Source organism: Sphingobacterium pedocola, from assembly GCF_015209965.1.
Lineage (GTDB): Bacteria > Bacteroidota > Bacteroidia > Sphingobacteriales > Sphingobacteriaceae > Sphingobacterium > Sphingobacterium pedocola.
This window is the reverse complement of the sequence record NZ_MU158689.1, coordinates 672,455-696,673: the sequence shown is the minus strand read 5'-3', so window position 1 is coordinate 696,673 and position 24,219 is coordinate 672,455. Positions and strand designations below refer to the sequence as shown.

At 39.4% G+C, this 24,219-nt stretch carries 25 protein-coding genes; 9 read left to right on the top strand and 16 right to left on the bottom strand.

The window, feature by feature from the left end:
• Positions 1-20 precede the first annotated feature (20 nt).
• From C4F40_RS02840 to C4F40_RS02820, 5 genes are all read right to left on the bottom strand, one after another.
• Positions 21-389, bottom strand: coding sequence for a BlaI/MecI/CopY family transcriptional regulator (locus C4F40_RS02840; RefSeq protein WP_136819573.1), 369 nt, complete (start codon positions 387-389; stop codon positions 21-23).
• A 191-nt stretch (positions 390-580) separates the two neighbouring features.
• Positions 581-985: an alternative ribosome rescue aminoacyl-tRNA hydrolase ArfB gene (gene arfB / locus C4F40_RS02835; RefSeq protein WP_196937872.1), complete on the bottom strand. Its 405-nt coding sequence runs from the start codon at positions 983-985 to the stop codon at positions 581-583.
• 133 nt (positions 986-1,118) lie between these two features.
• Entirely contained in the window at positions 1,119-1,433 is a 315-nt protein-coding gene (locus C4F40_RS02830) for a HigA family addiction module antitoxin (protein ID WP_196937871.1), read from the bottom strand.
• A 10-nt stretch (positions 1,434-1,443) separates the two neighbouring features.
• Positions 1,444-1,722 carry a type II toxin-antitoxin system RelE/ParE family toxin gene (locus C4F40_RS02825; RefSeq protein ID WP_196937870.1) on the bottom strand — a complete coding sequence of 93 codons (279 nt, stop codon included), beginning with the start codon at positions 1,720-1,722 and terminating at the stop codon, positions 1,444-1,446.
• A 737-nt stretch (positions 1,723-2,459) separates the two neighbouring features.
• Positions 2,460-2,849, bottom strand: coding sequence for a hypothetical protein (locus C4F40_RS02820; RefSeq protein ID WP_196937869.1), 390 nt, complete (start codon positions 2,847-2,849; stop codon positions 2,460-2,462).
• Between the two features lie 103 nt (positions 2,850-2,952).
• Between C4F40_RS02820 and C4F40_RS02815 the strand changes: the two genes are divergently transcribed.
• The 4 genes from C4F40_RS02815 to C4F40_RS02800 are packed head-to-tail and all read left to right on the top strand — an operon-like array spanning position 2,953 to position 8,399.
• On the top strand, positions 2,953-4,149 hold the full coding sequence (locus C4F40_RS02815) for a hypothetical protein (RefSeq protein ID WP_196937868.1): 1,197 nt from the start codon (positions 2,953-2,955) through the stop codon (positions 4,147-4,149).
• A gap of 2 nt (positions 4,150-4,151) precedes the next feature.
• A complete protein-coding gene (locus C4F40_RS02810) occupies positions 4,152-5,372 on the top strand; it encodes a hypothetical protein (RefSeq protein WP_196937867.1) in 1,221 nt (406 codons plus the stop codon).
• A 10-nt stretch (positions 5,373-5,382) separates the two neighbouring features.
• Positions 5,383-7,095 carry a HEPN domain-containing protein gene (locus C4F40_RS02805; protein ID WP_196937866.1) on the top strand — a complete coding sequence of 571 codons (1,713 nt, stop codon included), beginning with the start codon at positions 5,383-5,385 and terminating at the stop codon, positions 7,093-7,095.
• 53 nt (positions 7,096-7,148) lie between these two features.
• Positions 7,149-8,399 carry a hypothetical protein gene (locus tag C4F40_RS02800; protein WP_196937865.1) on the top strand — a complete coding sequence of 417 codons (1,251 nt, stop codon included), beginning with the start codon at positions 7,149-7,151 and terminating at the stop codon, positions 8,397-8,399.
• On the opposite strand, the gene C4F40_RS02795 is transcribed toward C4F40_RS02800, so the two are convergent.
• Positions 8,376-9,074 carry a type 1 glutamine amidotransferase gene (locus tag C4F40_RS02795; RefSeq protein ID WP_196937864.1) on the bottom strand — a complete coding sequence of 233 codons (699 nt, stop codon included), beginning with the start codon at positions 9,072-9,074 and terminating at the stop codon, positions 8,376-8,378. The two genes, C4F40_RS02800 and C4F40_RS02795, sit on opposite strands and share 24 nt — an antisense overlap.
• A 184-nt stretch (positions 9,075-9,258) precedes the next feature.
• Here C4F40_RS02795 and bshA point away from each other — a divergent pair, with 184 nt between their 5' ends.
• From bshA to C4F40_RS02775, 4 genes are all read left to right on the top strand, one after another.
• A complete protein-coding gene (gene bshA / locus C4F40_RS02790) occupies positions 9,259-10,401 on the top strand; it encodes an N-acetyl-alpha-D-glucosaminyl L-malate synthase BshA (protein ID WP_196937863.1) in 1,143 nt (380 codons plus the stop codon).
• A gap of 72 nt (positions 10,402-10,473) precedes the next feature.
• Positions 10,474-11,178 (top strand): UMP kinase, encoded by a 705-nt coding sequence (pyrH, locus tag C4F40_RS02785; RefSeq protein ID WP_196937862.1) that lies wholly within the window; start codon positions 10,474-10,476, stop codon positions 11,176-11,178.
• Positions 11,179-11,197: 19 nt separating this feature from the next.
• Positions 11,198-11,761 (top strand): ribosome recycling factor, encoded by a 564-nt coding sequence (gene frr / locus C4F40_RS02780; protein WP_196937861.1) that lies wholly within the window; start codon positions 11,198-11,200, stop codon positions 11,759-11,761.
• A 145-nt stretch (positions 11,762-11,906) separates the two neighbouring features.
• On the top strand, positions 11,907-12,890 hold the full coding sequence (locus C4F40_RS02775) for a sugar phosphate isomerase/epimerase family protein (RefSeq protein WP_196937860.1): 984 nt from the start codon (positions 11,907-11,909) through the stop codon (positions 12,888-12,890).
• Between the two features lie 30 nt (positions 12,891-12,920).
• Here the strand turns inward: C4F40_RS02775 and purE are convergent, their stop codons facing one another.
• The 9 genes from purE to C4F40_RS02730 all read right to left on the bottom strand — a co-directional run bounded on the left by purE (position 12,921) and on the right by C4F40_RS02730 (position 21,686).
• Positions 12,921-13,424 (bottom strand): 5-(carboxyamino)imidazole ribonucleotide mutase, encoded by a 504-nt coding sequence (gene purE, locus C4F40_RS02770; RefSeq protein WP_196937859.1) that lies wholly within the window; start codon positions 13,422-13,424, stop codon positions 12,921-12,923.
• Between the two features lies 1 nt (position 13,425).
• Complete coding sequence (locus C4F40_RS02765; RefSeq protein WP_196937858.1) at positions 13,426-14,568, bottom strand: 5-(carboxyamino)imidazole ribonucleotide synthase; 1,143 nt, start codon at positions 14,566-14,568, stop codon at positions 13,426-13,428.
• 11 nt (positions 14,569-14,579) lie between these two features.
• The gene (locus C4F40_RS02760; RefSeq protein WP_196937857.1) at positions 14,580-15,080 is read right to left on the bottom strand and encodes an NADH-quinone oxidoreductase subunit B; all 501 of its coding nucleotides are present in this window, start codon (positions 15,078-15,080) and stop codon (positions 14,580-14,582) included.
• Between the two features lie 3 nt (positions 15,081-15,083).
• Positions 15,084-15,671: an NADH-quinone oxidoreductase subunit A gene (locus C4F40_RS02755; RefSeq protein ID WP_196937856.1), complete on the bottom strand. Its 588-nt coding sequence runs from the start codon at positions 15,669-15,671 to the stop codon at positions 15,084-15,086.
• An 87-nt stretch (positions 15,672-15,758) separates the two neighbouring features.
• Positions 15,759-17,102, bottom strand: a complete 1,344-nt coding sequence (ffh, locus tag C4F40_RS02750) for a signal recognition particle protein (protein WP_196937855.1) — start codon at positions 17,100-17,102, stop codon at positions 15,759-15,761.
• Between the two features lie 346 nt (positions 17,103-17,448).
• On the bottom strand, positions 17,449-18,135 hold the full coding sequence (locus C4F40_RS02745) for a zinc metallopeptidase (RefSeq protein ID WP_196937854.1): 687 nt from the start codon (positions 18,133-18,135) through the stop codon (positions 17,449-17,451).
• An 820-nt stretch (positions 18,136-18,955) separates the two neighbouring features.
• Entirely contained in the window at positions 18,956-19,546 is a 591-nt protein-coding gene (locus C4F40_RS02740) for an RNA polymerase sigma factor (protein ID WP_196937853.1), read from the bottom strand.
• Positions 19,547-19,783: 237 nt separating this feature from the next.
• Complete coding sequence (locus C4F40_RS02735; RefSeq protein WP_196937852.1) at positions 19,784-21,055, bottom strand: serine hydroxymethyltransferase; 1,272 nt, start codon at positions 21,053-21,055, stop codon at positions 19,784-19,786.
• A 103-nt stretch (positions 21,056-21,158) separates the two neighbouring features.
• Positions 21,159-21,686 carry a DUF7935 family protein gene (locus C4F40_RS02730; protein WP_196937851.1) on the bottom strand — a complete coding sequence of 176 codons (528 nt, stop codon included), beginning with the start codon at positions 21,684-21,686 and terminating at the stop codon, positions 21,159-21,161.
• A gap of 219 nt (positions 21,687-21,905) precedes the next feature.
• Here C4F40_RS02730 and C4F40_RS02725 point away from each other — a divergent pair, with 219 nt between their 5' ends.
• Positions 21,906-22,259: a HesB/IscA family protein gene (locus tag C4F40_RS02725; protein WP_196937850.1), complete on the top strand. Its 354-nt coding sequence runs from the start codon at positions 21,906-21,908 to the stop codon at positions 22,257-22,259.
• A 501-nt stretch (positions 22,260-22,760) separates the two neighbouring features.
• Here C4F40_RS02725 and C4F40_RS02720 read toward each other — a convergent pair.
• Positions 22,761-24,182, bottom strand: a complete 1,422-nt coding sequence (locus C4F40_RS02720; RefSeq protein WP_196937849.1) for a DUF4419 domain-containing protein — start codon at positions 24,180-24,182, stop codon at positions 22,761-22,763.
• Positions 24,183-24,219: the final 37 nt, after the last annotated feature.

The window sequence follows — 24,219 nt, the reverse complement described above, 5'->3', positions numbered from 1 at the left end:
AGTTTATAGAGGCGGTTAACCTATTTATGCTTTTTTAAGATCGCCAGGATATCATCCAATTCTTTGACATCCAACTTATTGTCTTCCAAGAAGAAAGACAGCATGCGCTTCGGTGAATTGTCAAAATAATTGTTCAACAATTTATCCGTTATCAATTTTTTATATTCCTCTTTGTGTATTTTCGGGACATAACGATGGCTTTTCCCGAATGCTTGATGTTCTACGAAACCCTTGGTCTCTAGAATACGTACTATAGTAGATACAGTATTATAAGCCGGTTTGGGTTCCGGTAAACGTTCGATGACCTCCTTCACGAAGCCCCCTCCCATTTCCCAAAGCTCGTGCATAATCTGCTCCTCGGCTTTTGTTAGTTCTTTAATTTCGTGCATAACTCTGTTTATAAATAAAAATAATGGCACGTCTGCCTATAATCGATTACATAAACGAAGTTAAAACTAAAAATTTAGTTACACAACTATTTTTTTAGTTTATTTTCAGGATATATGGTTATCTAACTGAAAATAAACAAGATAAATTCCTTCAATCATTAATACACGCTGTAAAAATCTCATTATGTGCGTCACTCCAGTCGCCATCTTCTATCCTTTTTCTTGGCTGCCTGCTTTTTTTTACGATCCAGACGTTCTAAAACTTTAGCTTTGGAGATCTTGGTCGGTATACGTTTTTTTACCGGTCTGAGCGCAATATTGATCAAATTCACCAACTTCTCGACGGCAAGTTCTTTATTTTCCAACTGGCTTCTGCTCTCGGATGAATCCACACTGAGCATACCCAATGCATTTATCCGGTGGGCCAATCGTTGTTCTACAATGGCCTTTTCGACATCAGAAAGTAATTGGGATCCCTCCACATGCCATATCGCAGTGACCCTGGACTCGACCTTATTCACATTCTGTCCCCCCGGTCCGCTCGACCGGGAAGTTCTATAAGTCAGTTCTGCCACCAACTCGTCCTTATGTATCATGGTACAAAATTATGAAAACTTTTTAGGCGCGATACGCTTCAACACCAAAAACTTGCTTATACTTCTCACGCCAAAGGTTTTACAGCTAAATCCAATGGCAATTATCGGGCAACTAAACTTAAGGTATTTTATACTAAAGAACAGCCGCTTTCCAGAAAACCCGGATAGATTTAGTATCTACTTTTTTTCTTGCTAAAAACAAGTTGTAATTGTCCTGTACCTGCAACCAAAATTCAGGTGTCGTATTACTGAAACCTGTCGCCAGTTTGATCGCCATTTCCGGGGTAACGGACTGTTTTCCATTGATGATAGCCGACAATGTTTTACGAGTAGTACCTAAACCCTTTGCGACTTCTTCTACACTTAGTTTATTGCCGGTTTCTTCAATAATACCGTCAATGGTTTCCCTGATTAATTCTCCGGGATGAGCTGGACTGAACATTGCCATAATTTCTTTATTAGTGATAATCAATATAATCTATTTCCTGAGCTTGCTCATTTTCAAAATTGAAAATGATCCTATAATTCTTGTCAACTTTTACTGACCAGAAGTTTTTGAGGTTCCCTTTCAACTGATGAAGACCGTAGCCCGGAACATTTAGTTCTTCCGGGGTTTTGACGGCATCTAAACGGGTTAAGATCAGCCTAATTTTGCTTACATGCTGCGATTGAAGTTTTGAAGTATCTCCTTTTTCGTAAAAGAGCTTAAGCCCTTTGTGTCTGAAGCTAACAATCATTTACAAATGTAACATGAAACGTATCACGTTGCAAATATCCGATCAAATAAATTAATATTTATGAGCAGACTTTCTATTTTTCCCTTTTTTGTTCCCAACATCCCACTATAATTTATAAATGAAAACAACCGAAAACCTGCTTTATCGTCTTCGCAAAAAGGTTTGTTTTTGGGCCATTTTCCTGGGGATACCAAAAAGCCGTTGGCTCAAAAACAAACCTTTTTATCACAAAATTTAGACCATTTTTTTGATAAAAACTTATTTTAAACTATCATTAATAGGGTTTTTTAGCTAAATAAAATAGCAATCACCAAAAAACGCAACGCTAGGTGTTTTGTTAGAAACGCTAGCTGTTTTGAAAAAACAGCTAGGTATCCTGTTCCAAACGCTAGGTGTTCTGTAAAAACAGCTAGGCATCCTGTTCCAAACGCTAGGTGTTCTGTAAAAACAGCTAAGCATCCTGTTCTAAACGCTAGGTGTTCTGTAAAAACAGCTAGGCATCCTGTTCCAAACGCTAGGTGTTTTGTTAGAAACGATGGCTGTTCTTTCAGAAAAGCTAGGTGCTTTTTGACAGACGCTAGGTGTTCCGTCAGGATCGGTAGCTAAAAAAACTAAACAGCCAGGTGGTGAGACTAAACAGTCAGGTCGTGAAACAAAACAGCTAGGTATGAGATGATAATACCTACATAAAAAGAAAGAATAGCCACCTTCTCGAATCAAATCGGTAGGCTGTTAACCTATTTTCCTTTAAGTTTTTGAACCTGTTCTTCCAGAAAAAGCACTTGTTTATCGAGTGATTGAATAGTTTTTTCCTGTGTGGAGATTACCATTTTAAGAGCATTGATAACCGCGTGACTTTCGGCGCTTTCTTCATAATGATCGGTCTTGTCTCGAGCTGTGGTTGCCGCCTCACGCAACATCTCTCCTTTGCCTGACAATAACCATTCAGAAGAATATTGGGGATAATTTTCAATTATTTTAACCAGCCATTTACTTTGTATATCTGTTCCATTTGCCAACGCACGCGAAAAAACACCCTTACTGGCGCCTATTGCAGCTTCAAGTGCGGTTACACTGATACCTTCGTGATCGGAAATCACTTTAATTCTCTTCAAAACAGAACTCATAAACGAAAATTATATTCAAAATTATTGTTTTGATGAAAAATAGTTCCTAAATTAGCATTACGGAAGATAATTATTTTTAAAACTATTATTCAAACTTACAAGTATGAAAAATACACAAAAGAAACTGAAAGCGAAACATTTTCGGTATTTAAGTAAGGAATATGTGAAGGATCCTCTTCAATATATACGCTTTTTTTACGACCAATATGAGCTGAGGCATTGGCAGGAAAAAGTATATGTTTTCCTTACTTCGGGGTCTGCACAATTCAGACCTCCATTGTTTGATCCTTATTATGTTCATCAAAATATAATTAAACACATTGAGATCGCCTATATTATGAATGAACGCGTTGTGGGGGGAGGTATTGCATCTCGTTTCCTGAATTATTTCTTCGAGATCAATTGTCGAGAATATTGGTTAGAGACTATGTATGAACTCTTAAAAAATGAAACAGATTGTAATTATAGGCACGATGAAGACAACTATAACCTATACATAATACGGACTATCGAACTGTTGCATTATCTGAGCTACTATTTCTATCTTCTATCTATCGATAAAGCTGAAGATTTTAACATTCCTATATATGTATTGCCCTATCACAATTTAACCGACAAAGAACGAGAACATAAAAATTGTCTGCAACGGCTCCCTGATGATGACGACGTAATACGAAAATCTCCAGTTCCATTTTTTCACAGAGAACAGGTTGCTTTGCCAGAGTGGTTAGCTCCGCAAGCCTATTCGCTAACAGCAATAAGGGACTTTTTTCAAGTTTCTTCTCTGGAGGGATGGAAAAACGATCTTTGGAACTGGTATCAAGCAGTTCTTACTGAAGGCCAGTTTTGGTCTGCGGATAAAAAAATGCTCTCAGGAGCTAATTTACTCTACAGCTATGCATGTTTCTATTCTCTTTTAGAGATGTATAGATCTCAGGCTGCACCTGAACAGCAAACTCCCAATTTCTCTTGCAAAAAAAGCCGATCAGTCTTTAAAGTATACCCTAATGTAACCATTGAGCATAAAGATAGCACAATTTCACTTCAATATGTTTTACAGGATGATACGGAAAACCCACTAGGTGCAATTACAGATCTGGTTACCGAATACAATAAATTCGAATGGGATGAAATACTCTATGACTGGTTGTTCTACGGACTTTCAAGTGGTGAAATAGGTGGCACAAAGTATGCAGAACACACCTCCTACATTTATCAATCCTTAGTGAAAATCGTAGAACTAAGTTATGTCCTTGCCTTTAAACATGAAATAGAATTTACTAACCAACATAAAAACTGATCATGAAAACAACTAAATTAAGAGGGCACGAATTTCGCTACCTCGTGAAAGAACACGTCAAGAATCCATTAAATTATATCGAAAATTTCTTCGGACACGAAACTGATATTCAATATTGGTTACGAGACATCCATTTGCTTATTAACGCAGGAACTTGTCCAGAAATGAACAATTCAGAATGTAAACAGAACAACGGATATGTTTGCAAGCAATTAATAGAACAAGTGGAAGCAGCATATGTGATTTTTCGAAAGCAAGATCTGAAAGAGGAAACAATGCACTTAGATTTCTTCCCTACTCACGAGAATCTTATACGATATGCCAATAACGGTGAATATACAATAAATGGGGAAATCAACCCCCTCGATACGATAGCTAAGTTTTTTTCCTATCAAAACCTTGAACGATGGTATTACATATTGGACGAACTGTGGATGGGTCTAACATCCTACGAAAACAAGCACAACGATCGTTTTGGCGACCGCGTGCTCGCCATCAGGGAGCTGCTTTTGAGACTTGCGCAAGCAATGTATCACCTATCGGAACGACCAGATCTCTTAGAAGTGAAAGCTGCAAAAAACGAAAGTGAATATACGGAAAGCAACCAGATCGAGGAGAATACCGGCAATTCGCAATCTATTACTTACAGGAATAAACTAAAATATCCTTTCGAATACACATGGTTAGAAGATTGGCAGAAATTCTTGAGCTTCTGGGAAATATCTATACCAAAAGCGTATGCTGGCTGGGAGGATGCATTTAGGGAGTACAAACCTGCAGATCAAATAATTTATACTCAAATAATGAGGAACCTTTTTGAACATATCAATGAAATTGCTTCCAATCTTTTTCACGATCAATCGAAAAAAAAGCATTCCCGCCATAGCATTTCTTGGGTTAGCACGAAAGTAAAACAAGGAAATAAGGTGTATAATATCGAATCCCTATCGCTCGCTGAAATAGCTGCGCCTCATTACTATCTGCCTAGACTGTTCTGGGAACATTCACTTGAAGAGTGGAAAATGTTGTTTGACGATTGGTCCGAGCAAAGCTTGAGTACAGAACCTTTTATAATGGAGGAAGATGAAGCCACATTTCCAAATGACTTTATGAAGCTCAGGAAAATCATCGAAATCTCATTCTTAATTACTTATCAGGATGAAATCGAATTCATTTACCATGAGAACTTTAAAGAAAATGACAATAGTTTAATTAAGAAATAACACACGCCATATGAATACAAATATCAATATACTCGTAGAAACACTCGTCGCTAAACTACACATAGACCGAATCTACCATTGGACATATGCACGTGACGGGAAAAAGCTATCTATGTTACATATTCATTTACAGAAAAGTTCAGGGTTACGCTTTGGCGACGCCAAGGAACTATGTTTCGCTATTTTTGAAAAATACAAAGACATCTATTTCACAATCTATTATCAAGAGGAGATCCAGCAACTTATCGAGCAAGGATTAGGTCGATTCTCTCTAGTCTGTCGTGCAGAAAATATAATTTATCAAAATGACAAGTCTGTCCAGGATATTACACTTCCAAAAGCTGATGCAGACGAGATAGCTAACCAAAGTGAAGCATATATCGACATCGAAAGAAGCAAGGTCGCATCCTTTCTAGATGGTTACCATTTTTATGTAAATACCGGAAACGCACCTCATGCAGCCTTTATGCTGCACCAAGCACTTGAGCTAATTCTTCGAACAGCCTTTATGCTGTTGGTTGGCTACGAGAAAAAATCACATAATCTAGTTAATAACATCGCGCATTTAAAAACATACGATTCTGTACTGGGCAGACTTTGTATTAAAGATCGAAATCAAGCAGTACTCCGTCTGCTAGATAACTCTTACTCTGCATTTCGATACACGCCAAATTATCAAATTGCCGTGGCAGATCTAGAAACGGCTTATCGCATCGTCGAAAAAGCAATCGCGTGGATAGAGATGTTCAAAATTGAGTATATAGAGGAAATCAAAAACGAACTGGCCCCTGAATATATCGCTCAAAAACGTATTCAGAACCTGAAAACGCGCTACGCAGAAGACGTGAAATCATTGTCCACGGACAGCCATAAGGAGTTTATCATCAGCGCATTGCAAGTCTACTGCACCCCCAAACAGGTAAATTGTTTTGCCTACCGGTGTGAGCAAAGACAGCTTTCAAATATACTCTTGCTTAGTGATAATAAAACTACCTTACACCAATACTACCTTTTGCTTGCGACATCAGACGAACGGATAAACACGCTGGATTTACAGGATAAAATCAATCAGTTGCTGCCTTCAGAAATAAATATAACGCTCATCCTGGAGAGAGAGGATACAATTCTTAATAAGGCACAGCAAGGACACCCATTCTTCTGCAATGTTATTCAAAATGGAGAAACGTGGCTGCAAAACGGCAACAGAATAGAAAAATCACAATTGCCTGCTACTTATCGAAATATGAGCTATCTGAACAAACAATGGGGCAAACGAATACAGAATGCAGAGGGATTGCTAAACTTAAACAATAGACAACACCTCATTGGCGATGAACGAGCCATTTGCTTTGTTCTTGCAATTGCAACAGAGCAAGTCTGTCTAGGTCTAATTAAAAGCCTACTAGGTTATTCCTCGCATATTTTGAACCTCAACTATTTGATGAAACTTGTTGATGTCAGTGCGCCTCACGTGAGCGCAGTCTTCCGTAGAGAAAATGAAGAGGATAACAATATTTTCAAACTCCTAACCGAAGCCCAGCAGCGGTTCCGACATGCTCCCAACTACCGTACACAGGGACAACATTTAGAGGTTTTAGCGGGACGCGTAAAGCAGTTTATTGCCATTGCACACAGCGCAGTAGAGTCTTACCTTTCAGCAGAAATCAACACCGTAACACCGCTCGAACAGGAACAAGCGGCAAAAGGAGAACTGTACGCTTAAATGAAAGATTACAAACGCTAACAAGAAAAGTAACCATTAAAAAAATCTAAAACATGAGAAATGGATGCTATTATTTCCCCGACAAGAACGATGACGAGTACGTCGATTATTTTGTAAGTGGGATGCACAGGTCCTTTTGGGATCGTGATTATAAAACCATAAAACAGAACTTATGGTTGTTAACAAAAGCTGTTGTCTCGTTCGGATGGGAAAATACGGAAGAGGTAGATCATGGTAGAACAGTCATTTTCCTAAAAAAGATGGTAACCGCAGCATGGCGTTGCAAAGAATATATGGAAAGAGAAAAATATACACACCCTTCCTTTCATCTTAAATGGGAGGAAAACCCATTCTACCAAAGACCAACCGATCAGGATCACGAATATAACGACCGGAATAAACCTTATCTTATGCATGAAGGGAAAATACAACACCTGTCTGTCGCCGAGGTGCGTGATTTCACTTTGGCTATAGATCATTTCTTTGAGCAATTGAATGTGCTTGACTGGTTAGCTCTACTGGATAAATGGGAGGAGTACAGCAGAAAAGTAGAAAGCATAGCATCTGAAGGTTGGGACGAACACCCCTTATGTACCTATGACGAATTAAGACGGCTTATCGAGATAACTTATCTAGGAGATAGCTTTTACTATAACCACCCCGTAGAAGATGGTCTTGTGCATAATGGACATTTTTTTGATGCGGATTATGTGATTACCAAGTTAGATGCCACCAACACCGGTGTATACAATCCTTTGGAACAGATTAATTGGATATTTGGGGATTATACGGTATATGAACTTAAAGAAGAGATTGATTATTGGTTTGACTGTGCCATTGACGAAACAAAGATCTGGAATAAAGCGGAGCCGGGGAAGCTGATCGATTTTCATGACTGGATTATCTGCCTCTACGAAGCCGGATGGTTATTATTACAAGGAGAAGAAGTTCCTGCAAAATGGTTAGATCCCCATCTCTTTGAGCATTTTGATTTACCCAAGGAGAGTCTAACGCAAAATCCACAAACAAATCTGCTTTCATTAAAGCAACGCGCAAACTCAACAAGAACACTATCCATATTGTACCGAAGAACGGGTATTGGTTTCCTTCGAGACCAGCTGGGAGAAGTTTTGTCCTACGCCTTACGTACTAGTAAAAACCCTTATAGTTCTTATGAGGATAAACGGAACCTGCTCAAAAAGATTGTCGAAATATTGGACGTCATCAATCAAAGAAATTGCCTTTCTAAAAAGCATCTAGATTTAGAGGTCAGCAAAATCTCACCTGCTGAGCCAAGCCCCTAGAATACTTGCCATCATTGCATTACAACGAGCTATATTTGCTTCACGCGCTGTTATTTCTGCTACCTTCTGGATATAAGGTGCGTCGGTCAATTCCGAAGCACCATTTTCCAACATGTCGTTCAGCGTATCTCGGGTTACTTCCAAATGAAATTGCAAACCGATCAAGTTATCTCCGTAAGAGAATGCCTGATTGTTATTTGCCGCAGAGGAAAGCAGGTCAAGACCGCCCTCAGGAATTTCAAATTGGTCGCCATGCCAATGAAATACCGTTCGTTGATCCTTAAACAGATCATAAAACCAAGCAAGCTGTTTGCTCTCTTCGGTTGGTTTCACAGGAAACCAACCGATTTCCCTATGCGGTGCTCCGTAGACCTTAGCACCAAGATTATCCGCTAACAATTGCGCTCCTAAACAAATTCCCAATACTTTCTTTCCTGATTGAATGCAATCCGTAATAAACTGCTTTTCCTCCAGCAACCAAGGATATTGATCATCATCATGTATCCCCATAGGGCCTCCCATAATAATTAAACAATCTATTGCTTCAACAGCAGGTAAATCGTAATCCGTTTCATAAAAATGAGTTGATGAAACGGTACACTCGCTTTCTTTTAACCATGTTTCTATATAGCCCAATCCTTCAAAAGATACATGTTGTAAGTAATGTACGTTCATCTATTGTGTTTTATCTTAAACCAAACTTAGATAAAGTTACGGCAATATGCAATACGATGAACATCGATGTGTGAATACGGTACGCGTAAAATTTTGCACAATTATGGCAATTCGATTGACATACTGTTGCATAAATAATCCGTAATTTGTGCCAGTTTTATATCAGAGAACAAAAAACATATAGATGAAAATAGGCATAGTTTGCTATCCAACTTTTGGTGGCAGTGGTGTAGTCGCTACCGAATTGGGCAAAGCACTGGCGTCCAACGGACATCAGATACACTTTATCACATATAGCCAGCCGGCACGATTAGATTTCTTTTCCGAAAACTTATATTATCACGAAGTTGCTGTTTCCCAATACCCCCTGTTTGACTTCCCTCCCTATGAATCCGCTTTAGCAAGTAAGTTAGTAGATGTGGTTCGATTTGAAAAATTAGACGTCTTACATGTCCATTATGCCATTCCTCACGCTTCTGCGGCCTATTTGGCGAAGCAGATCTTAAAAACATATGGCATAGATATCCCCGTCGTGACTACGTTACACGGAACAGACATCACTCTAGTAGGTAGAGACAAAAGCTTTAAGCCCGTCGTTACCTTTTCGATCAATGAGTCTGATGGTGTCACCACCGTATCGGAAAGCCTCCGGGAAGAGACATTATCTTTCTTTGATATTACAAGACCTATCCAGGTCATACCCAACTTCATTGACCTCAACCGCTTTTACAACAAAAAAAGAGAACACTTTAAAAAGGCTATTGCGCCAGATGATGAACGCATACTTGTGCACACGTCTAATTTTCGACAAGTCAAAAACACCGACGACGTGATACGCATATTCCATCTGGTCAATCAAAAAATACCCAGCAAATTACTCATGGTGGGAGATGGCCCCGAGCGGAGTAACGCAGAAGAACTATCTCGACAGCTAGGTATTGCAAACAGCGTACGTTTTCTAGGAAAACAAGACGCCATTGAAGAAATTCTATCCGTTTCTGATTTGTTTTTGATTCCATCTGGCTCTGAAAGCTTCGGACTTGCTGCTTTGGAAGCTATGGCATGCAGCGTTCCCGTCATTTCCTCCAATACCGGAGGGTTACCTGAACTAAATGTACAAGGTGTAACGGGCTTTTTGAGCGATGTTCGAAACGTAGATGAAATGGCAAAAAATGCGATCTATATTCTTGAAAACTGTGAACGATTAGCGGAATTTAAGACTGCAGCATTCAATCGCGCAAAAGATTTTGAGATCAGTAAGATCCTTCCTCTTTATGAAAACTATTACCAACAGACCATAGAAAGCGTAAAAAACAGCAACAAATAACGCGCTGCTGTCTCATGGGATAAAAAAAAATCATATCTTTGACTTTTGGAAAGATTCCAAAAAAGAACACACATGAAATATAAACGTATCCTACTTAAACTCAGCGGTGAAGCCCTTATGGGGGAGCAAAGCTATGGCATTGACATCAACAGAGTCGCACAATACGCTCGCGATATTAAAGAAATTCACGATCAGGGACTCGAGATAGCCATCGTAATCGGTGGAGGTAATATCTATCGCGGTTTGAGCGCAGAAAAATCGGGGATGGATCGGGTACAGGCAGACTACATGGGAATGCTTGCAACAGTTATCAATAGCATGGCACTTCAGGATGCGTTAGAAAAAGTAGGATTAAAAACGCGTTTGTTAACGGCCATCAAAATGGAACAGATTTGTGAACCGTTCATTCGTAGAAGAGCAGTTAGACATTTAGAAAAAGGTAGAGTGGTGATATTTGGTGCCGGTACAGGTAATCCCTATTTCACAACAGATACCGCTGCCTCTTTACGTGCTATCGAGATTAATGCTGATGCAGTATTAAAAGGAACACGTGTAGACGGTATTTATACTGCAGATCCAGAAAAAGATCCGAATGCCAAACGCTTTGATACGATTTCATTTACCGAAGTCTATGAAAAAGGGCTTAATGTAATGGATATGACAGCATTTACCTTGTGTCAGGAAAACAATCTTCCTATTATCGTATTTGACATGAATAAACCAGGTAATTTAACAAAATTAGCATCTGGTGAACACATTGGAACTATAGTTAGCTAACGAATAAATACTCAAAGATATGAACGAACTGATATCATTAGAATTGGACGACTGCAAAGAAAGCATGCTTAAGGCAATAACCCATACCGAATCAGAACTTACAAAAATCCGCGCAGGAAAAGCTACACCTTCTATGTTGGACGGCATTAGTGTAGATTATTACGGTTCACCCACCGCTCTTTCTCAAGTTGCAAATATTAATACGACCGATGCACGTACATTGGTGATTCAACCTTGGGAAAAAACCATCATGACCGCTATCGAAAAAGCGATCATTGATTCTAATATTGGTCTCAATCCACAAAATGATGGCTCTGTAATACGTTTAGTCGTGCCTCCATTGACTGAAGAAAGAAGACGTGATCTCGTAAAAAAGGCAAAAGAAGAAGCTGAAAAAGGTCGGGTAGCTGTACGTAACATCCGTAAAGATGCCAACGAATCCATCAAAAAGCTAAAAAATGACGGTGCTTCAGAAGATGAGATTAAAATAGGAGAAGGCGAGGTGCAAAAATTGACCGATATCTATATTGCAAAAGTAGACCAACTAGCTGAATTGAAAGAGAAAGATATCATGACTGTATAAGTCGACATCTTTTATAACGATAAAAAAAGGATTCTTGAAAGAATCCTTTTTTTGTTCCATTTTTTTTATAAATTTAATCCTTGTAACTCACCCTCCTTTTATCTGCCATAGGAAGGTACAGTAGCTGCAACCAGATTATATACATATGGACAAATCAAGAAGAGATTTTATAAAAAAAACGGGAATAGGATTGACTTCAGCTTTCGTTGGCACACAGCTATTATCTGCCTGCACCAATAAGAGCGCACCCGGAGATTCTCCGTTTCACAACATCGGCCTACAACTCTATACGCTACGCGACCTACTCAGTGAAGACCCCAAATTAGTCTTAGAAACTGTTGCAAAGATTGGCTACAAACACGTGGAAACCTTTGGGGTAGATATTGCCGCCAACGGCTTTTGGGGTGTTCCGCTCACTGATCTACGAAAGATTTTAGACGACAACAACCTCAAAACGCATAGCGGGCATTACGACTTATCGAAATACCTCGATCAAAAACAAAGCGACAAAGAGAGTATCGAAAAATATATTGAGATCGCACACGAACTGGGACAAAAGTATATCATCGCCCCCGTAACGCCGATGGAAGATTTAAATAATCTATCGATATCTGACTATCAATATGCTGCCGAACAACTAAATAAAGCTGGAGAGATGTCCAAAAAGGCCGGCATCAAAATGGGCTATCACAATCACTTTTGGGAGTTTCGGAATTTCCCTAACGGCACAAAGGGTTTAGATATCTTGATTGCGTTTACAGAACCCGAGCTGGTAGACTTTGAACTGGATATTTTTTGGGTTGAAAAAGCAGGTATCAGTGCGCAAAGTTATTTTGAAAAATATCCGAACCGTTTTCCTTTATGGCATGTAAAGGATATGGACAAAAATTACACAACGGAAGTCATTGGGAGCGCATTCGACAAGCTACCTCTCGATAGTCTGATGCAGGCAAATGTACGCTATACCGAAGTGGGAACGGGAGCAATAGACTATCCAAATATTGTACGGAGTGCAAATCAATCAGGACTACAATTTGCGTTTGTAGAGCAAGACGACATTTATATCCCCAATAAATTTGAAAGTGTAAAGAAGAGCTACGACTATGTACAAAAAATCTTAACAAAATAAAAAAGGAGCTTTTGGAAGCTCCTTTTTTATTTAAAATTTCATCTGTTCGACTTCAGATGCCGTTTTTTCAACAGCCTCCTTTAAATCTTTCTTGAACGCCAATACATTGTTAGCGATCGCATCATCGTTTGTTCCGATAATCTGAGCTGCTAAAATTCCTGCATTCTTTGCAGCATTGAGTGCCACCGTTGCAACAGGAATACCATTTGGCATCTGTAATATGGATAAAACAGAGTCCCAACCATCTATGGAATTAGAAGATTTAACAGGCACGCCAATTACAGGTAAGTGCGTAATTGATGCTACCATACCCGGTAAATGTGCGGCACCTCCTGCTCCTGCTATGATTACTTTTAAGCCTCTGCCCGCAGCTTGCTCAGCATAATCAAACATCCGCTGTGGTGTACGGTGCGCCGAAACAATCGTTACCTCAAAACCTACTCCAAGTTGCTTCAACACATTTACAGCATCTTGCATAACAGGAAGATCAGATTTACTTCCCATGATAATACCTACTTGTATATTTGGATTCATATTATGCGATTACTTTTAATATTTCTTGAACCTTGCGTGCATTTGCTATAGCCACTTCGCGATCATCATTCACAATACAGACGTGTCCCATTTTACGAAATGGTTTAGTGTATTTTTTACCATACAGGTGCACGTATACACCGTCCATGGCCAATACCTCTTCCACACCTTCGTATACAGCTAAGCCTTCATACTTATCTTCGCCAAGTAAATTGATCATGACTGCATTAGTACGCGCAGCAGTATTACCCAACGGCAAATTGAAAATAGCCCTAAGGTGTTGACCAAACTGAGAGGTAAAGTTCCCTTCTATAGTCTGATGTCCTGAATTATGAGGACGTGGAGCCAATTCGTTTACCAGTATTTCCCCTGTTTTAGTCAAGAACATCTCAACAGCTAACAGGCCAACGATCTGCAAGTCGTTCGCTAATTTTTTAGCAATATCTTCAGCCTGCTGTTGTATTTCAAAGCTATATGTCGATGGAGAAATCAAAAATTCAACCAGATTGGCCTGTGGATTAAATTCCATTTCAACCATGGGGAACGTACTAACATCTCCTCTATCGTTGCGTGCTACGATTACTGCGATCTCATTCTCGAAATCTACGATTTCTTCGATAATAGAGGGTTCTTCGAAAGCATGTTCGAGATCTTCTACCGATAGTATTTTCTTTACTCCCTTTCCGTCATATCCGTCTTTTCTTAATTTTTGGATATACGGTAACTGAAGTTGTGCGTTTGCGAGCGCCTCTTTATTGGAGATCAATTGAAAGGTCGCGGTGGGAATATTATTCTGTTTAAAAAATTGCTTCTGCATTCCTTTATCCTGAATCAGGCGAATAACACGAGATTGGGGGTAAACAAGCACACCCTCCTCTTCCAATTTTTCCAATGCATCTACATTTACTTTTTCAATTTCAATGGTGATCATGTCCAATCCCTTTCCGAATTTGTAAACAGTTTCGTAGTCACTCAATGACCCGCACTCAAATTGATTACATAATTTACGACATGGAGCATTCTTATCTGGATCGAGCACATGTACATTCACATTGTAATTAATAGCTTCCTGGATCAGCATACGCCCCAACTGTCCACCTCCAAGGATACCTAATTGCAATTCCCCATAAAAATCTTTTGCCATATTATTTTATCTTAAACCTTTTCTTCGAAATATTTTTCTTGAAGAATATGTTCTGTTTCTATTTTCTTTTGTAATTCTAAAAAAGCACCGATCAACGCTTCCGGTCTAGGTGGGCATCCTTGCACATAGATATCGACCGGTATAATTCTGTCCACCCCCTTAACCACGTGGTAACCATGTTGCCAATAAGGTCCTCCACAATTCGAACAAGACCCCATAGAAATAACGTAACGCGGTTCGGGCATCTGTTCGTACAACCGTTTTATACGCTCGGCCATTTTAAAGGTAACCGTTCCAGCAATGATCATGACATCAGCTTGCCTTGGTGAGGGTCGAGGGAATACACCCAGTCTATCCAAATCATAGGTAGCCGCCATTGCCCCCATCATTTCTATCGCACAACAGGCAATACCAAAACTCACCGGCCACATGGAAGAAAGTCTAGCCCAGTTTAATAAATCGTCGAGTTTAGCAATGACGACACCATTATTCTGCTCTTGCTGTACACCCATTGCTTATGTTTTTTTAAATCGTGGTTTAAACCCTACTGAGGTTTTCGGAATCTCGGCAGGCCGTTCCCCAGGTTCTGGCTCCACCGCCGCCGCTACCTTATAGTCCTTAATCTGATACGCCCTATTATTCAGCGTATCGTATACAGAAAAGGGTATTTTTACATCTGTAGTAGGTTTTTGATGGATAGGCTTAATCCAATTCAAATCTCCCCGCCGCCATACATAAACCAAACCGATGATTAAAATACCTAAAAAAATAGCCATTTCGATCAATGTAAACCAACCCCATCTCGAATCTGCCGCTATGAGATCACGGTTCCCAAACACCGTAGCCCAAGGAAATACAAATATCAATTCAACATCAAATAGCAAGAAGATAAGTGCTATAACATAAAAACGTGGGTTAAACTGAACCCATGAAGTTCCTACTGTTTCTTCACCGCATTCGTAAGTGCTCTGCTTAATAGGATTAGGATGTTTAGGAGATATGAATTTTGCCAGCCCAATGGTTGCACATACCAATATAATTCCTATTATTCCCATGAGGAGAATAGAACCATATTCAGATAACTGCCCGGGATGATCGTCCATATAATGCAAAAATAACAAAAAACAATTTAATAAAAAAGCCAACACGAACGTTTGGCTTTCTTAAAATTATATTGTATCTAAAAGTTTCTAGAACGGTTTACCCGGCATCTTTGGCATACCGCGCATCATTTTTGCCGCCATAGCAGGATTAGACATCTGCTTCATGACCTTACGCATATCCATAAATTGCTTCAGCAATTTATTAACTTCGTCTATATTCGTGCCAGATCCTTTGGCAATACGACTTCTTCTTTTCTGGTCTATCGCATCCGGATTTTCTCTTTCAAAAGGTGTCATCGAGTTTATGATGGCTTCAATAGGCTTAAACGCATCATCCTCTATTTCAATATCTTTCAATGCTTTTCCAGCTCCCGGAATCATTCCGATAAGATCTTTCATGTTACCCATTTTCTTGATTTGCTGAATTTGGGACCTGAAATCGTTGAAATCGAATTTATTTTTGCGGATTTTCTTTTGAAGTGCTGCTGCTTCTTTCTCATCAAACTGTTGCTGTGCACGCTCTACCAAAGATACCACATCACCCATACCTAAAATACGGGAAGCCATACGATCTGGATGGAAGACGTCCAATGCCTCCATTTTCTCACCTGTACCAATAAACTTGATCGGCTTATTGACGACAGATTTTATCGAAAGGGCCGCACCACCGCGGGTATCACCATCTAGTTTGGTTAACACCACACCAGTAAAGTCAAGACGATCATTAAACGTCTTTGCCGTATTTACAGCATCCTGACCGGTCATCGAATCGACTACAAATAAGATTTCATTCGGCTGTGTAATCTCTTTTACCGCCGTAATCTCATTCATCAACGCTTCATCAATCGCCAAACGCCCAGCTGTATCTATAATGATGACATTATTACCATTTCGTTTACCTTCTTCAACTCCGGCTTTAGCGATCGCAATAGGATCAGTAGATTCGCGATCTGCATAAACAGGAACACCGACCTGATTGCCCAAGACCTGCAACTGGTCGATTGCAGCAGGACGATATACGTCACCTGCCACCAACAAGGGCTTTTTACCCTTCTGTTCTTTTAGGAAGTTAGCTAACTTGCCGGCAAAGGTTGTCTTACCTGCACCATTTAAACCTGCGATTAGAATAACTGTAGGGCTTTTAGAAAGATCAAGTTCGGTAACTGTACCTCCCATCAGATCGGTCAGCTCGTCGTTCATAACCTTGGTCAACAACTGCCCAGGTGAAATACTCGTCAATACATTTTGCCCTAAAGCCTTCTGCTTCACATCGTCTGTAAATGTTTTAGCAGTCTTATAATTCACGTCGGCATCCAATAATGCTTTACGAATTTCCTTCATCGTCTCTGCGACGTTGATTTCGGTAATATTCCCCTGACCTTTTAATACCTTAAAGGCTCTATCTAATTTATCCTGAAGATTTGAAAACATAATCTATTGAAGTTCTTAATACTAAAACGCAAAGTTACGAAATTGAGCTGAAAGCAATGTGTTCTAGTCACAAAACTTTCATGATCCATTGAATCACCAACAGCCATGAAAGTTCTTGATGGCCTTTGAGAGTAGACACCTGCAGAAAAAAAAGAGGCCGTATCAAAAGACCGAGTAATTCGCCTGACCGTCATTTCGACCAGGGGGAGAAATCTATGGATTAATTTTAATGAACTAAATTTCAACTAGTTGAAAAATTACTTGACCATAGATTTCTCGTCGTACCTCCTCGAAATGACGGAATGATTTATTTATGATACAACCGCCTGATATATTTTAAACGTGATTAATCCCTCCGGCCTAAGAGCATACTTGCGTAATAAAGTAGTGTAACTAATGCAGATAACGCCGCAACTACGTAAGTCATAGCAGCCCATTTCAAAGCATCTTTTGCACCATCATGCTCCTCCGTATTGTGTGTGATATTAGCCGTATTCAACCACGCCAGAGCACGATTAGAAGCATCAAACTCTACTGGCAGGGTCACGAAACTAAATACCGTAGTAACCGCCAATGCCCCCACTCCTATCTGTAATAAGAATAAGTTATTCGAAAAAATCGCTAGCATTACGCCTATCATAAGCGTAAATGAAACAATCTTAGAAGCTACATTTACCATCGGCACCATTGCAGAACGAAATTGCAACCACGTATAGGCTTTGGCATGTTGCACAGCATGGCCACATTCATGAGCTGATACAGCAGCAGCAGCAACGCTGCGTCCATGATATACTTCAGGACTCAGGTTTACCGTTCTATCCGATGGATTATAATGATCCGTAAGCTGACCTTCAACAGAAATTACATTCACATCATATATCCCATTATCATTTAGCATCTTTTTCGCGATATCTGCTCCCGACATACCCGAGGTCAATGGCATCTCTGAATATTTCTTAAACTTATTCTTAAATCTTGACTGGACAATCATACTTATGATTCCAATACCAATTAATAAAATCCAAATTCCCATATTTTTAATACTTTTATTATCGCGTTAATATTTATAGTAGATTATCAAACGGCATTCCATTTAAACGAAGCTGTTAAAATAACCGACTAAAAATATCAAATTACTTTGGTTCTGACAAATAATTGCCTATAAATGGTCAATTCGTGACAAAATGACTTGCTGCCCGTTTTTAGCTTTCATAGTAGTTCTGAATATAGTGGAACAATAAAAAGGAACCTTTTATTTAATCAGTTTTTTTCCCTGGCTCCACCTTTCCGTCGTTGCCACGACAGGGCCTTCATCTTTTTGCTTGACCAAAAAAACGAAGCAAAAAAAGTCAAGGCTGATACCATATTTGTCGTTTCGGCTACGCGATGACGCAGTACGCAGCTCTTAGGCCTCCAACACACTATCCCATTTCGAAGACTGAGACCTGCTTGGTTAAATGCTAATTGTACGTTTCTGCAACACATCATCTGCTGCCTACGCATCCAAATCCGCTAAGGCCGGAGTTTTTGAGTTTGCGGAATACTTAACTTTCAGAACGAATGCACTATCCTTACATATCCGACAAATGTCGCCTCAGCGGGTCGACAATGGCAGGAAAGGTGAACCGTGGTGTCGATCCGGTACAGCGACGATTTTTGCTTCTTTTTAGGAAAAAGAAGTCGCCCTCGCGCCGGCGAAAGAGGCGCATAAAATTGATTAAGAAAAACCTTCCTTTAACATCAACGTTCCAAAAACACTTAATCTGATTTCATTCTGTACTTGCGGGATAACGCATGAATGAAAGGAAGCCGATAGACAATAAAAAAGCCAGATTTAAAATCCGGCTTTTTTATTATCCCATTTGTAATAGCATATTATGATCTTCAATAATCTTGCGCAGGTTACTCAACGCATATCGCATTCTACCTAATGCCGTATTAATACTAACATCAGTGATTTCTGCTATTTCTTTAAAACTCATATCACAAAAATGGCGCATAATCAATACCTCTTTTTGGTCATCAGGCAAAAGCTGAATAATTTTCTTCAAATCGATATCCCGCTGTGTACGGACAATTTTACTTTCCGCGTCTTCATCCGCAAAGTCAAGGACTTCAAATATATCAAATCCATCTGCGTTAATAACGTTCAGCCCACGTTTTTCACGGCGAAAGTGATCAATAACCATATTATGCGCGATTCGCATTACCCAGGGCAAGAACTTACCCTCATCGTTATATCGTCCAGCTTTTAATACATTTATTACCTTGATAAATGTTTCCTGAAATATATCTTCTGTAAGATATTCGTCTTTAACCTGTATATATATTGATGTATAAATTTTGCTTTTATACCGCTCAATCAAAACTTTCAATCCAGCTTCATCGCCATTAATATACGTGTGGATCAACTCCTGATCACTCTTGTTTTTCAATAGTTTCATAATAATTTCCCTAATTTAAGTTAGAGTCGCACTAATTTTAAAAAGAGTAATTTTATATCAATAGGCAATTGTTTTTTTGTTTAACTATTCAAATCAAATGAAAAAATCCCACCTTTCAAATTATCACTCCCCTTTTTAACATTAATTCACACTTCGAATATTACTTCAAATATTATGCAACAAAAAAAGCTCCAAAAATTAATTTCGGAGCTTTTTTGAGTGATTATTTCTCTAAATTTATTTGTATAACGGAAACTGCGCCATCATTGTCTTCACTTTTTCGTGAATACTAGCCAACTGAGATTCATTTCCACGATTTGATAAAGCCTCATCAATCAATTCACCAATCTGAACTATTTCGTTTTCCCCAATACCTCTACTCGTAATAGCAGCCGTTCCAAAACGAACGCCTGAAGTAACGAAAGGAGAACGTGTATCAAAAGGCACCATATTCTTGTTGGTCGTAATTCCTGCCAAGCCTAATACTGCTTCGGCCTCTTTACCTGAAATATCCTTATTGCGAAGATCAACCAACATCAAGTGGTTATCTGTACCGCCCGAAATAATATTGTAATCTTTCTCAACAAAAAACTGCGCTAGAACAGCTGCATTTTTCTTCACTTGAACAATATACTCCATATACTCATCAGATAATGCCTCACCGTAAGCAATTGCTTTGGCAGCAATAGTATGCTCTAATGGACCACCTTGTGTACCTGGAAAAACAGCCAAATCCAACAATTGCGTGATGGTACGTATTTCGCCTTTAGGTGTTTTGATGCCCCATGGGTTCTCGAAGTCTTTGCCAACCATAATCATACCGCCACGTGGACCACGTAGCGTCTTATGTGTAGTAGTCGTAACGATATGGCAGTGCGGAAGCGGATCATTCAATAATCCACGTGCAATCAAACCAGCGGGATGAGAAATATCAGCTACGACCAAAGCGCCAATTTTATCTGCAACAGCACGGATACGAGCATAATCCCAATCACGCGAATAAGCCGAAGCGCCACAGATGATTACTTTTGGCTTTTCAGTTAATGCCGTTTCTTCCAATTGCTCATAATCAATCAAACCAGTATCTTGCTTAACACCGTAAAATAAAGGTTGATATAGCTTTCCAGAAAAATTTGCCGGAGAACCATGCGTCAGGTGTCCACCATGAGAAAGGTCAAAACCTAAAATCTTATCGCCAGGTTTTAAAATAGCCAAGAATACAGCTGCGTTAGCTTGTGCTCCTGAGTGAGGTTGAACATTTACCCACTCTGCTCCAAAAAGTTGCTTGGCACGATCAATAGCAATCGTTTCGATAACGTCCACCACTTCACAGCCACCGTAGTAACGCTTTCCCGGAAGACCTTCAGCATACTTGTTTGTTAATACTGAACCCGCAGCTTCCATCACTTGCTTGCTTACAAAGTTTTCAGAAGCGATTAATTCAACACCCTCTTCCTGACGTTTTAGCTCTTCAGCTATAAGATTAAATATGGCCTGATCTCTTTCCATTATTATTGTATTAAATAGGATTTTGAAGAATTATTTTAATAAGCCGCAAATTTAGATAAATTTGCTTTTATATCCAATTATAATCGCGTTAATATAAAAGAATCTAAGCCGTTAACTCATTTTTCAATATAAGGAGGGCAGCATCATACGGATTAACATCTAATTCTTTTACATGCTTCAAGACCAGACTGACATACTGGTCCAACGTCGCGTCTTTTGGTAATACCTTCGCCGTATTTCTTAACAGAGAAACGGTATTGGCCTTTAAATCTCTGACCACCATCCAGGCAGCATCTGATACATAAAGCTGTTGTGTAAAATTATGGTTAAATTCACTTTCCAATTCCGCGATCAGTATCTGCTTAAATTGCCCCACTGATAGCTGTGGATCATGATTACGTAACATAATTTGTTCGGGAGTTATACGGTGAACCAACAAAATCAACCGTTCATAAGCAGTATAGCGTAATTGGAGATTTTCTTTGGTTAAAAGTTTACTTTGATTTATCGCATTAATCTTTAAAAGGTAGTTCTCGATTTTAGGCCAAATAATCCTAAATGCTAAAACTAATGCCGCAAATACACCAAAAGCGATAACGAATAACTGCGCGAAAAACTCGGTATAATTCATATATAATTATTTAGGAGTGTCTGTTTTCATCGGTATAAATGAACTCGTTTCACTCGGTTTGTCTTTTAACGGCCATATGGAATATCCAAACTATATTATTCGTATTCGGCTATCCTCAATGACCACATTGTTTACGTATTGTCAAAAATCAGTGATGTCAAATATTTCGGCTAAAAATATGTATTTTTGTTTAACTATACACCATCGGAAAGGTAAGAAATGACTATAGATAACATATCCGCCGCTGCACCAGTCACATTAACTTCGGGAGCAGTTTCAGAGCTAAAAAAATTAATCGATCAACAAGAACTGGGATCTGACTTCGGCCTACGCTTAGGCGTGGAAGGCGGAGGGTGCTCGGGAATGAGCTATATCTTGGGATTTGACCAAAAGAAAGATGGTGACTCGGAATACGAAATAGCTGGAATCCGTGTGTTTATGAATAAAGCACATGGACTATATTTAGCTGGCATGGAGGTCGATTTTAAAAACGGACTCGACGCCAGAGGATTTACTTTCAATAACCCAAATGCATCTAGCACCTGCGGTTGTGGAAGTAGTTTTTCCGCTTAAAAACACAACGTCGTCATCATTGCGAACAGGAGGAACGATGGTGACCGCGAAGCAGCTCCGAAGGAAACCAATCTTACGACGTTAAAAACGCAGCACAAAAATTTTCTGGTTTTTGTGCTGTGTTAGACTGTGAGAAATTCGAAGACAATGAAGCCTACCGATATAACCCCTAAAATTGCAACTACCGCATTCGTAAGGCTATATCTTCTTTTAAAAAGAAGCTGAAACACTCCATATCCGAACGAAAAAAGCAAAAACCCCAGCACTGGAATCATAGCCAAATTGTGAACCACTCCAAATAGTGTACTTACTATTTCTGGAAGACAAGTATAATAGCGAACGTATAGAATTGCAAGTATTAAAAACAAACAAGCACATATCTGACCATATAAAATATTTTTAGTCAGCGCGTTATCTTTCATGTCAATAAATTTAACATCCAATAAATATAAGCACTTTATTTCGTTAAGTGGAAATTCAGCACATTCCCCGATCTAATGTTTATATTTCGCGATCATTAACAAACAGCCAGGTGTCCGGCAATAGTTCTTTCAAACGCTTCTCCTCTTCAACAGAGATCTCGCCTGTTACCATCATTTTCTTTATTTTTATACGTTTTATTTCATCAGGAATATTTACTTTTCCAACGAAACCAATGACCAAGCGGTCTATACTTTTGAGGGCAAAGAACTGTCGGGGTATCTCCGTAATATTTTTTAAACTCACATCATCGTAATTATCCTTCGGAGGAGTAGCAATCGTACTTTCCGTATTATGGGCAATAGCCCAACCGACAACTGGCCTTAGCCTGTAGTTGACGGCATCTTGCTCCATTCCAAACAACCCAGCCCAAAATTCCATAGCATATTGTACCCCAGAGGCTCGGTCTTCCATTATAAACGGTACTTTTACATATTCAGCCGCGATGGAACTCGCGTGCGTTATCGGGTCGAGGTTCCGGCGTTCCCCTTTATCATTGAACGGATAAAATTTAGTAATCCACCCATCGATTGTCTCATGAGGTGAATAAACAGCTTTGCGCTGTAATTGCACCATATTTTTCCAAAACTCTTTATCCAGCTTACCTTCTTTCGTTTTCACAATTTCCTGAATAATTGGTTTCAATTCTTTTGTCCACCACGCCAAATCAAATGTTTCCATGTAATCTATCTTGTCCAGAATTTTTTTCCAATCGGCTACTGTTCCTTCTATCGTAACGGATGATATGCCACATCCGATCATCATCATCTTATAATCAAAATAAATCTTAACCGACTCCATCAGTACTATTTCGGAGGCAATTTTACTTATCTCATTTGATGTCGAAAAATCCGCCCGTAAATTCCTAACATAATCCTCGCCCGTATACGTTAATATTTGATCGACAAACTGCGGAAAAACCTGCTCCCAATCACTGTCCTTATTCCCAAGTTTTACCTGCCTACTATCCACCACAACGGTCAGCTCCCGTTTACCATCGAAACCGACAAGCCTGTCTCTAAATTTTTCGCCATGAAATGCAATATGTCTCGCAAACCCCTGTTCAATCAATAACCAAATTATATCCGGAGAAATCACAATAGGCCTATGCTCCTGATAGGCTTTAAGCATCCCCAATAGAAAAGGTTGATTACCAAAATAAACAATACTATCCGGTATAGGCGCATATTTTTCGACTTCGCCCGACTTAAGCTTTCGAAAAAGATCCAAAGAGCTAACGCGCTCCAACAATTCTTTTGGTGGCTCCAACAATTCATCGATTGGATATTCTGTTGCAGATCGGTGCAAACGCAACGTGTCTAATGATCGGACTTGTTGTACAGAAAACGACGACGAAGATGTCCCCGACTTTATTAAACTACTCAAACAAGACGTCGAAAACAGCAGCAGTGTCAGGCTAAATAAATAATTAATTTTCATCATAACGCAGGGGTATAAATTTCGTACATGATGTACCGAA

What these genes read in the sequence shown, in the direction of transcription:
- C4F40_RS02840 (WP_136819573.1), bottom strand. Translation starts at nt 389, where the DNA reads ATGCACGAAATTAAAGAACTAACAAAAGCCGAGGAGCAGATTATGCAC.
- arfB (WP_196937872.1), bottom strand. Translation starts at nt 985, where the DNA reads ATGATACATAAGGACGAGTTGGTGGCAGAACTGACTTATAGAACTTCC.
- C4F40_RS02830 (WP_196937871.1), bottom strand. Translation starts at nt 1,433, where the DNA reads ATGGCAATGTTCAGTCCAGCTCATCCCGGAGAATTAATCAGGGAAACC.
- C4F40_RS02825 (WP_196937870.1), bottom strand. Translation starts at nt 1,722, where the DNA reads ATGATTGTTAGCTTCAGACACAAAGGGCTTAAGCTCTTTTACGAAAAA.
- C4F40_RS02820 (WP_196937869.1), bottom strand. Translation starts at nt 2,849, where the DNA reads ATGAGTTCTGTTTTGAAGAGAATTAAAGTGATTTCCGATCACGAAGGT.
- C4F40_RS02815 (WP_196937868.1), top strand. Translation starts at nt 2,953, where the DNA reads ATGAAAAATACACAAAAGAAACTGAAAGCGAAACATTTTCGGTATTTA.
- C4F40_RS02810 (WP_196937867.1), top strand. Translation starts at nt 4,152, where the DNA reads ATGAAAACAACTAAATTAAGAGGGCACGAATTTCGCTACCTCGTGAAA.
- C4F40_RS02805 (WP_196937866.1), top strand. Translation starts at nt 5,383, where the DNA reads ATGAATACAAATATCAATATACTCGTAGAAACACTCGTCGCTAAACTA.
- C4F40_RS02800 (WP_196937865.1), top strand. Translation starts at nt 7,149, where the DNA reads ATGAGAAATGGATGCTATTATTTCCCCGACAAGAACGATGACGAGTAC.
- C4F40_RS02795 (WP_196937864.1), bottom strand. Translation starts at nt 9,074, where the DNA reads ATGAACGTACATTACTTACAACATGTATCTTTTGAAGGATTGGGCTAT.
- bshA (WP_196937863.1), top strand. Translation starts at nt 9,259, where the DNA reads ATGAAAATAGGCATAGTTTGCTATCCAACTTTTGGTGGCAGTGGTGTA.
- pyrH (WP_196937862.1), top strand. Translation starts at nt 10,474, where the DNA reads ATGAAATATAAACGTATCCTACTTAAACTCAGCGGTGAAGCCCTTATG.
- frr (WP_196937861.1), top strand. Translation starts at nt 11,198, where the DNA reads ATGAACGAACTGATATCATTAGAATTGGACGACTGCAAAGAAAGCATG.
- C4F40_RS02775 (WP_196937860.1), top strand. Translation starts at nt 11,907, where the DNA reads ATGGACAAATCAAGAAGAGATTTTATAAAAAAAACGGGAATAGGATTG.
- purE (WP_196937859.1), bottom strand. Translation starts at nt 13,424, where the DNA reads ATGAATCCAAATATACAAGTAGGTATTATCATGGGAAGTAAATCTGAT.
- C4F40_RS02765 (WP_196937858.1), bottom strand. Translation starts at nt 14,568, where the DNA reads ATGGCAAAAGATTTTTATGGGGAATTGCAATTAGGTATCCTTGGAGGT.
- C4F40_RS02760 (WP_196937857.1), bottom strand. Translation starts at nt 15,080, where the DNA reads ATGGGTGTACAGCAAGAGCAGAATAATGGTGTCGTCATTGCTAAACTC.
- C4F40_RS02755 (WP_196937856.1), bottom strand. Translation starts at nt 15,671, where the DNA reads ATGGACGATCATCCCGGGCAGTTATCTGAATATGGTTCTATTCTCCTC.
- ffh (WP_196937855.1), bottom strand. Translation starts at nt 17,102, where the DNA reads ATGTTTTCAAATCTTCAGGATAAATTAGATAGAGCCTTTAAGGTATTA.
- C4F40_RS02745 (WP_196937854.1), bottom strand. Translation starts at nt 18,135, where the DNA reads ATGGGAATTTGGATTTTATTAATTGGTATTGGAATCATAAGTATGATT.
- C4F40_RS02740 (WP_196937853.1), bottom strand. Translation starts at nt 19,546, where the DNA reads ATGAAACTATTGAAAAACAAGAGTGATCAGGAGTTGATCCACACGTAT.
- C4F40_RS02735 (WP_196937852.1), bottom strand. Translation starts at nt 21,055, where the DNA reads ATGGAAAGAGATCAGGCCATATTTAATCTTATAGCTGAAGAGCTAAAA.
- C4F40_RS02730 (WP_196937851.1), bottom strand. Translation starts at nt 21,686, where the DNA reads ATGAATTATACCGAGTTTTTCGCGCAGTTATTCGTTATCGCTTTTGGT.
- C4F40_RS02725 (WP_196937850.1), top strand. Translation starts at nt 21,906, where the DNA reads ATGACTATAGATAACATATCCGCCGCTGCACCAGTCACATTAACTTCG.
- C4F40_RS02720 (WP_196937849.1), bottom strand. Translation starts at nt 24,182, where the DNA reads ATGATGAAAATTAATTATTTATTTAGCCTGACACTGCTGCTGTTTTCG.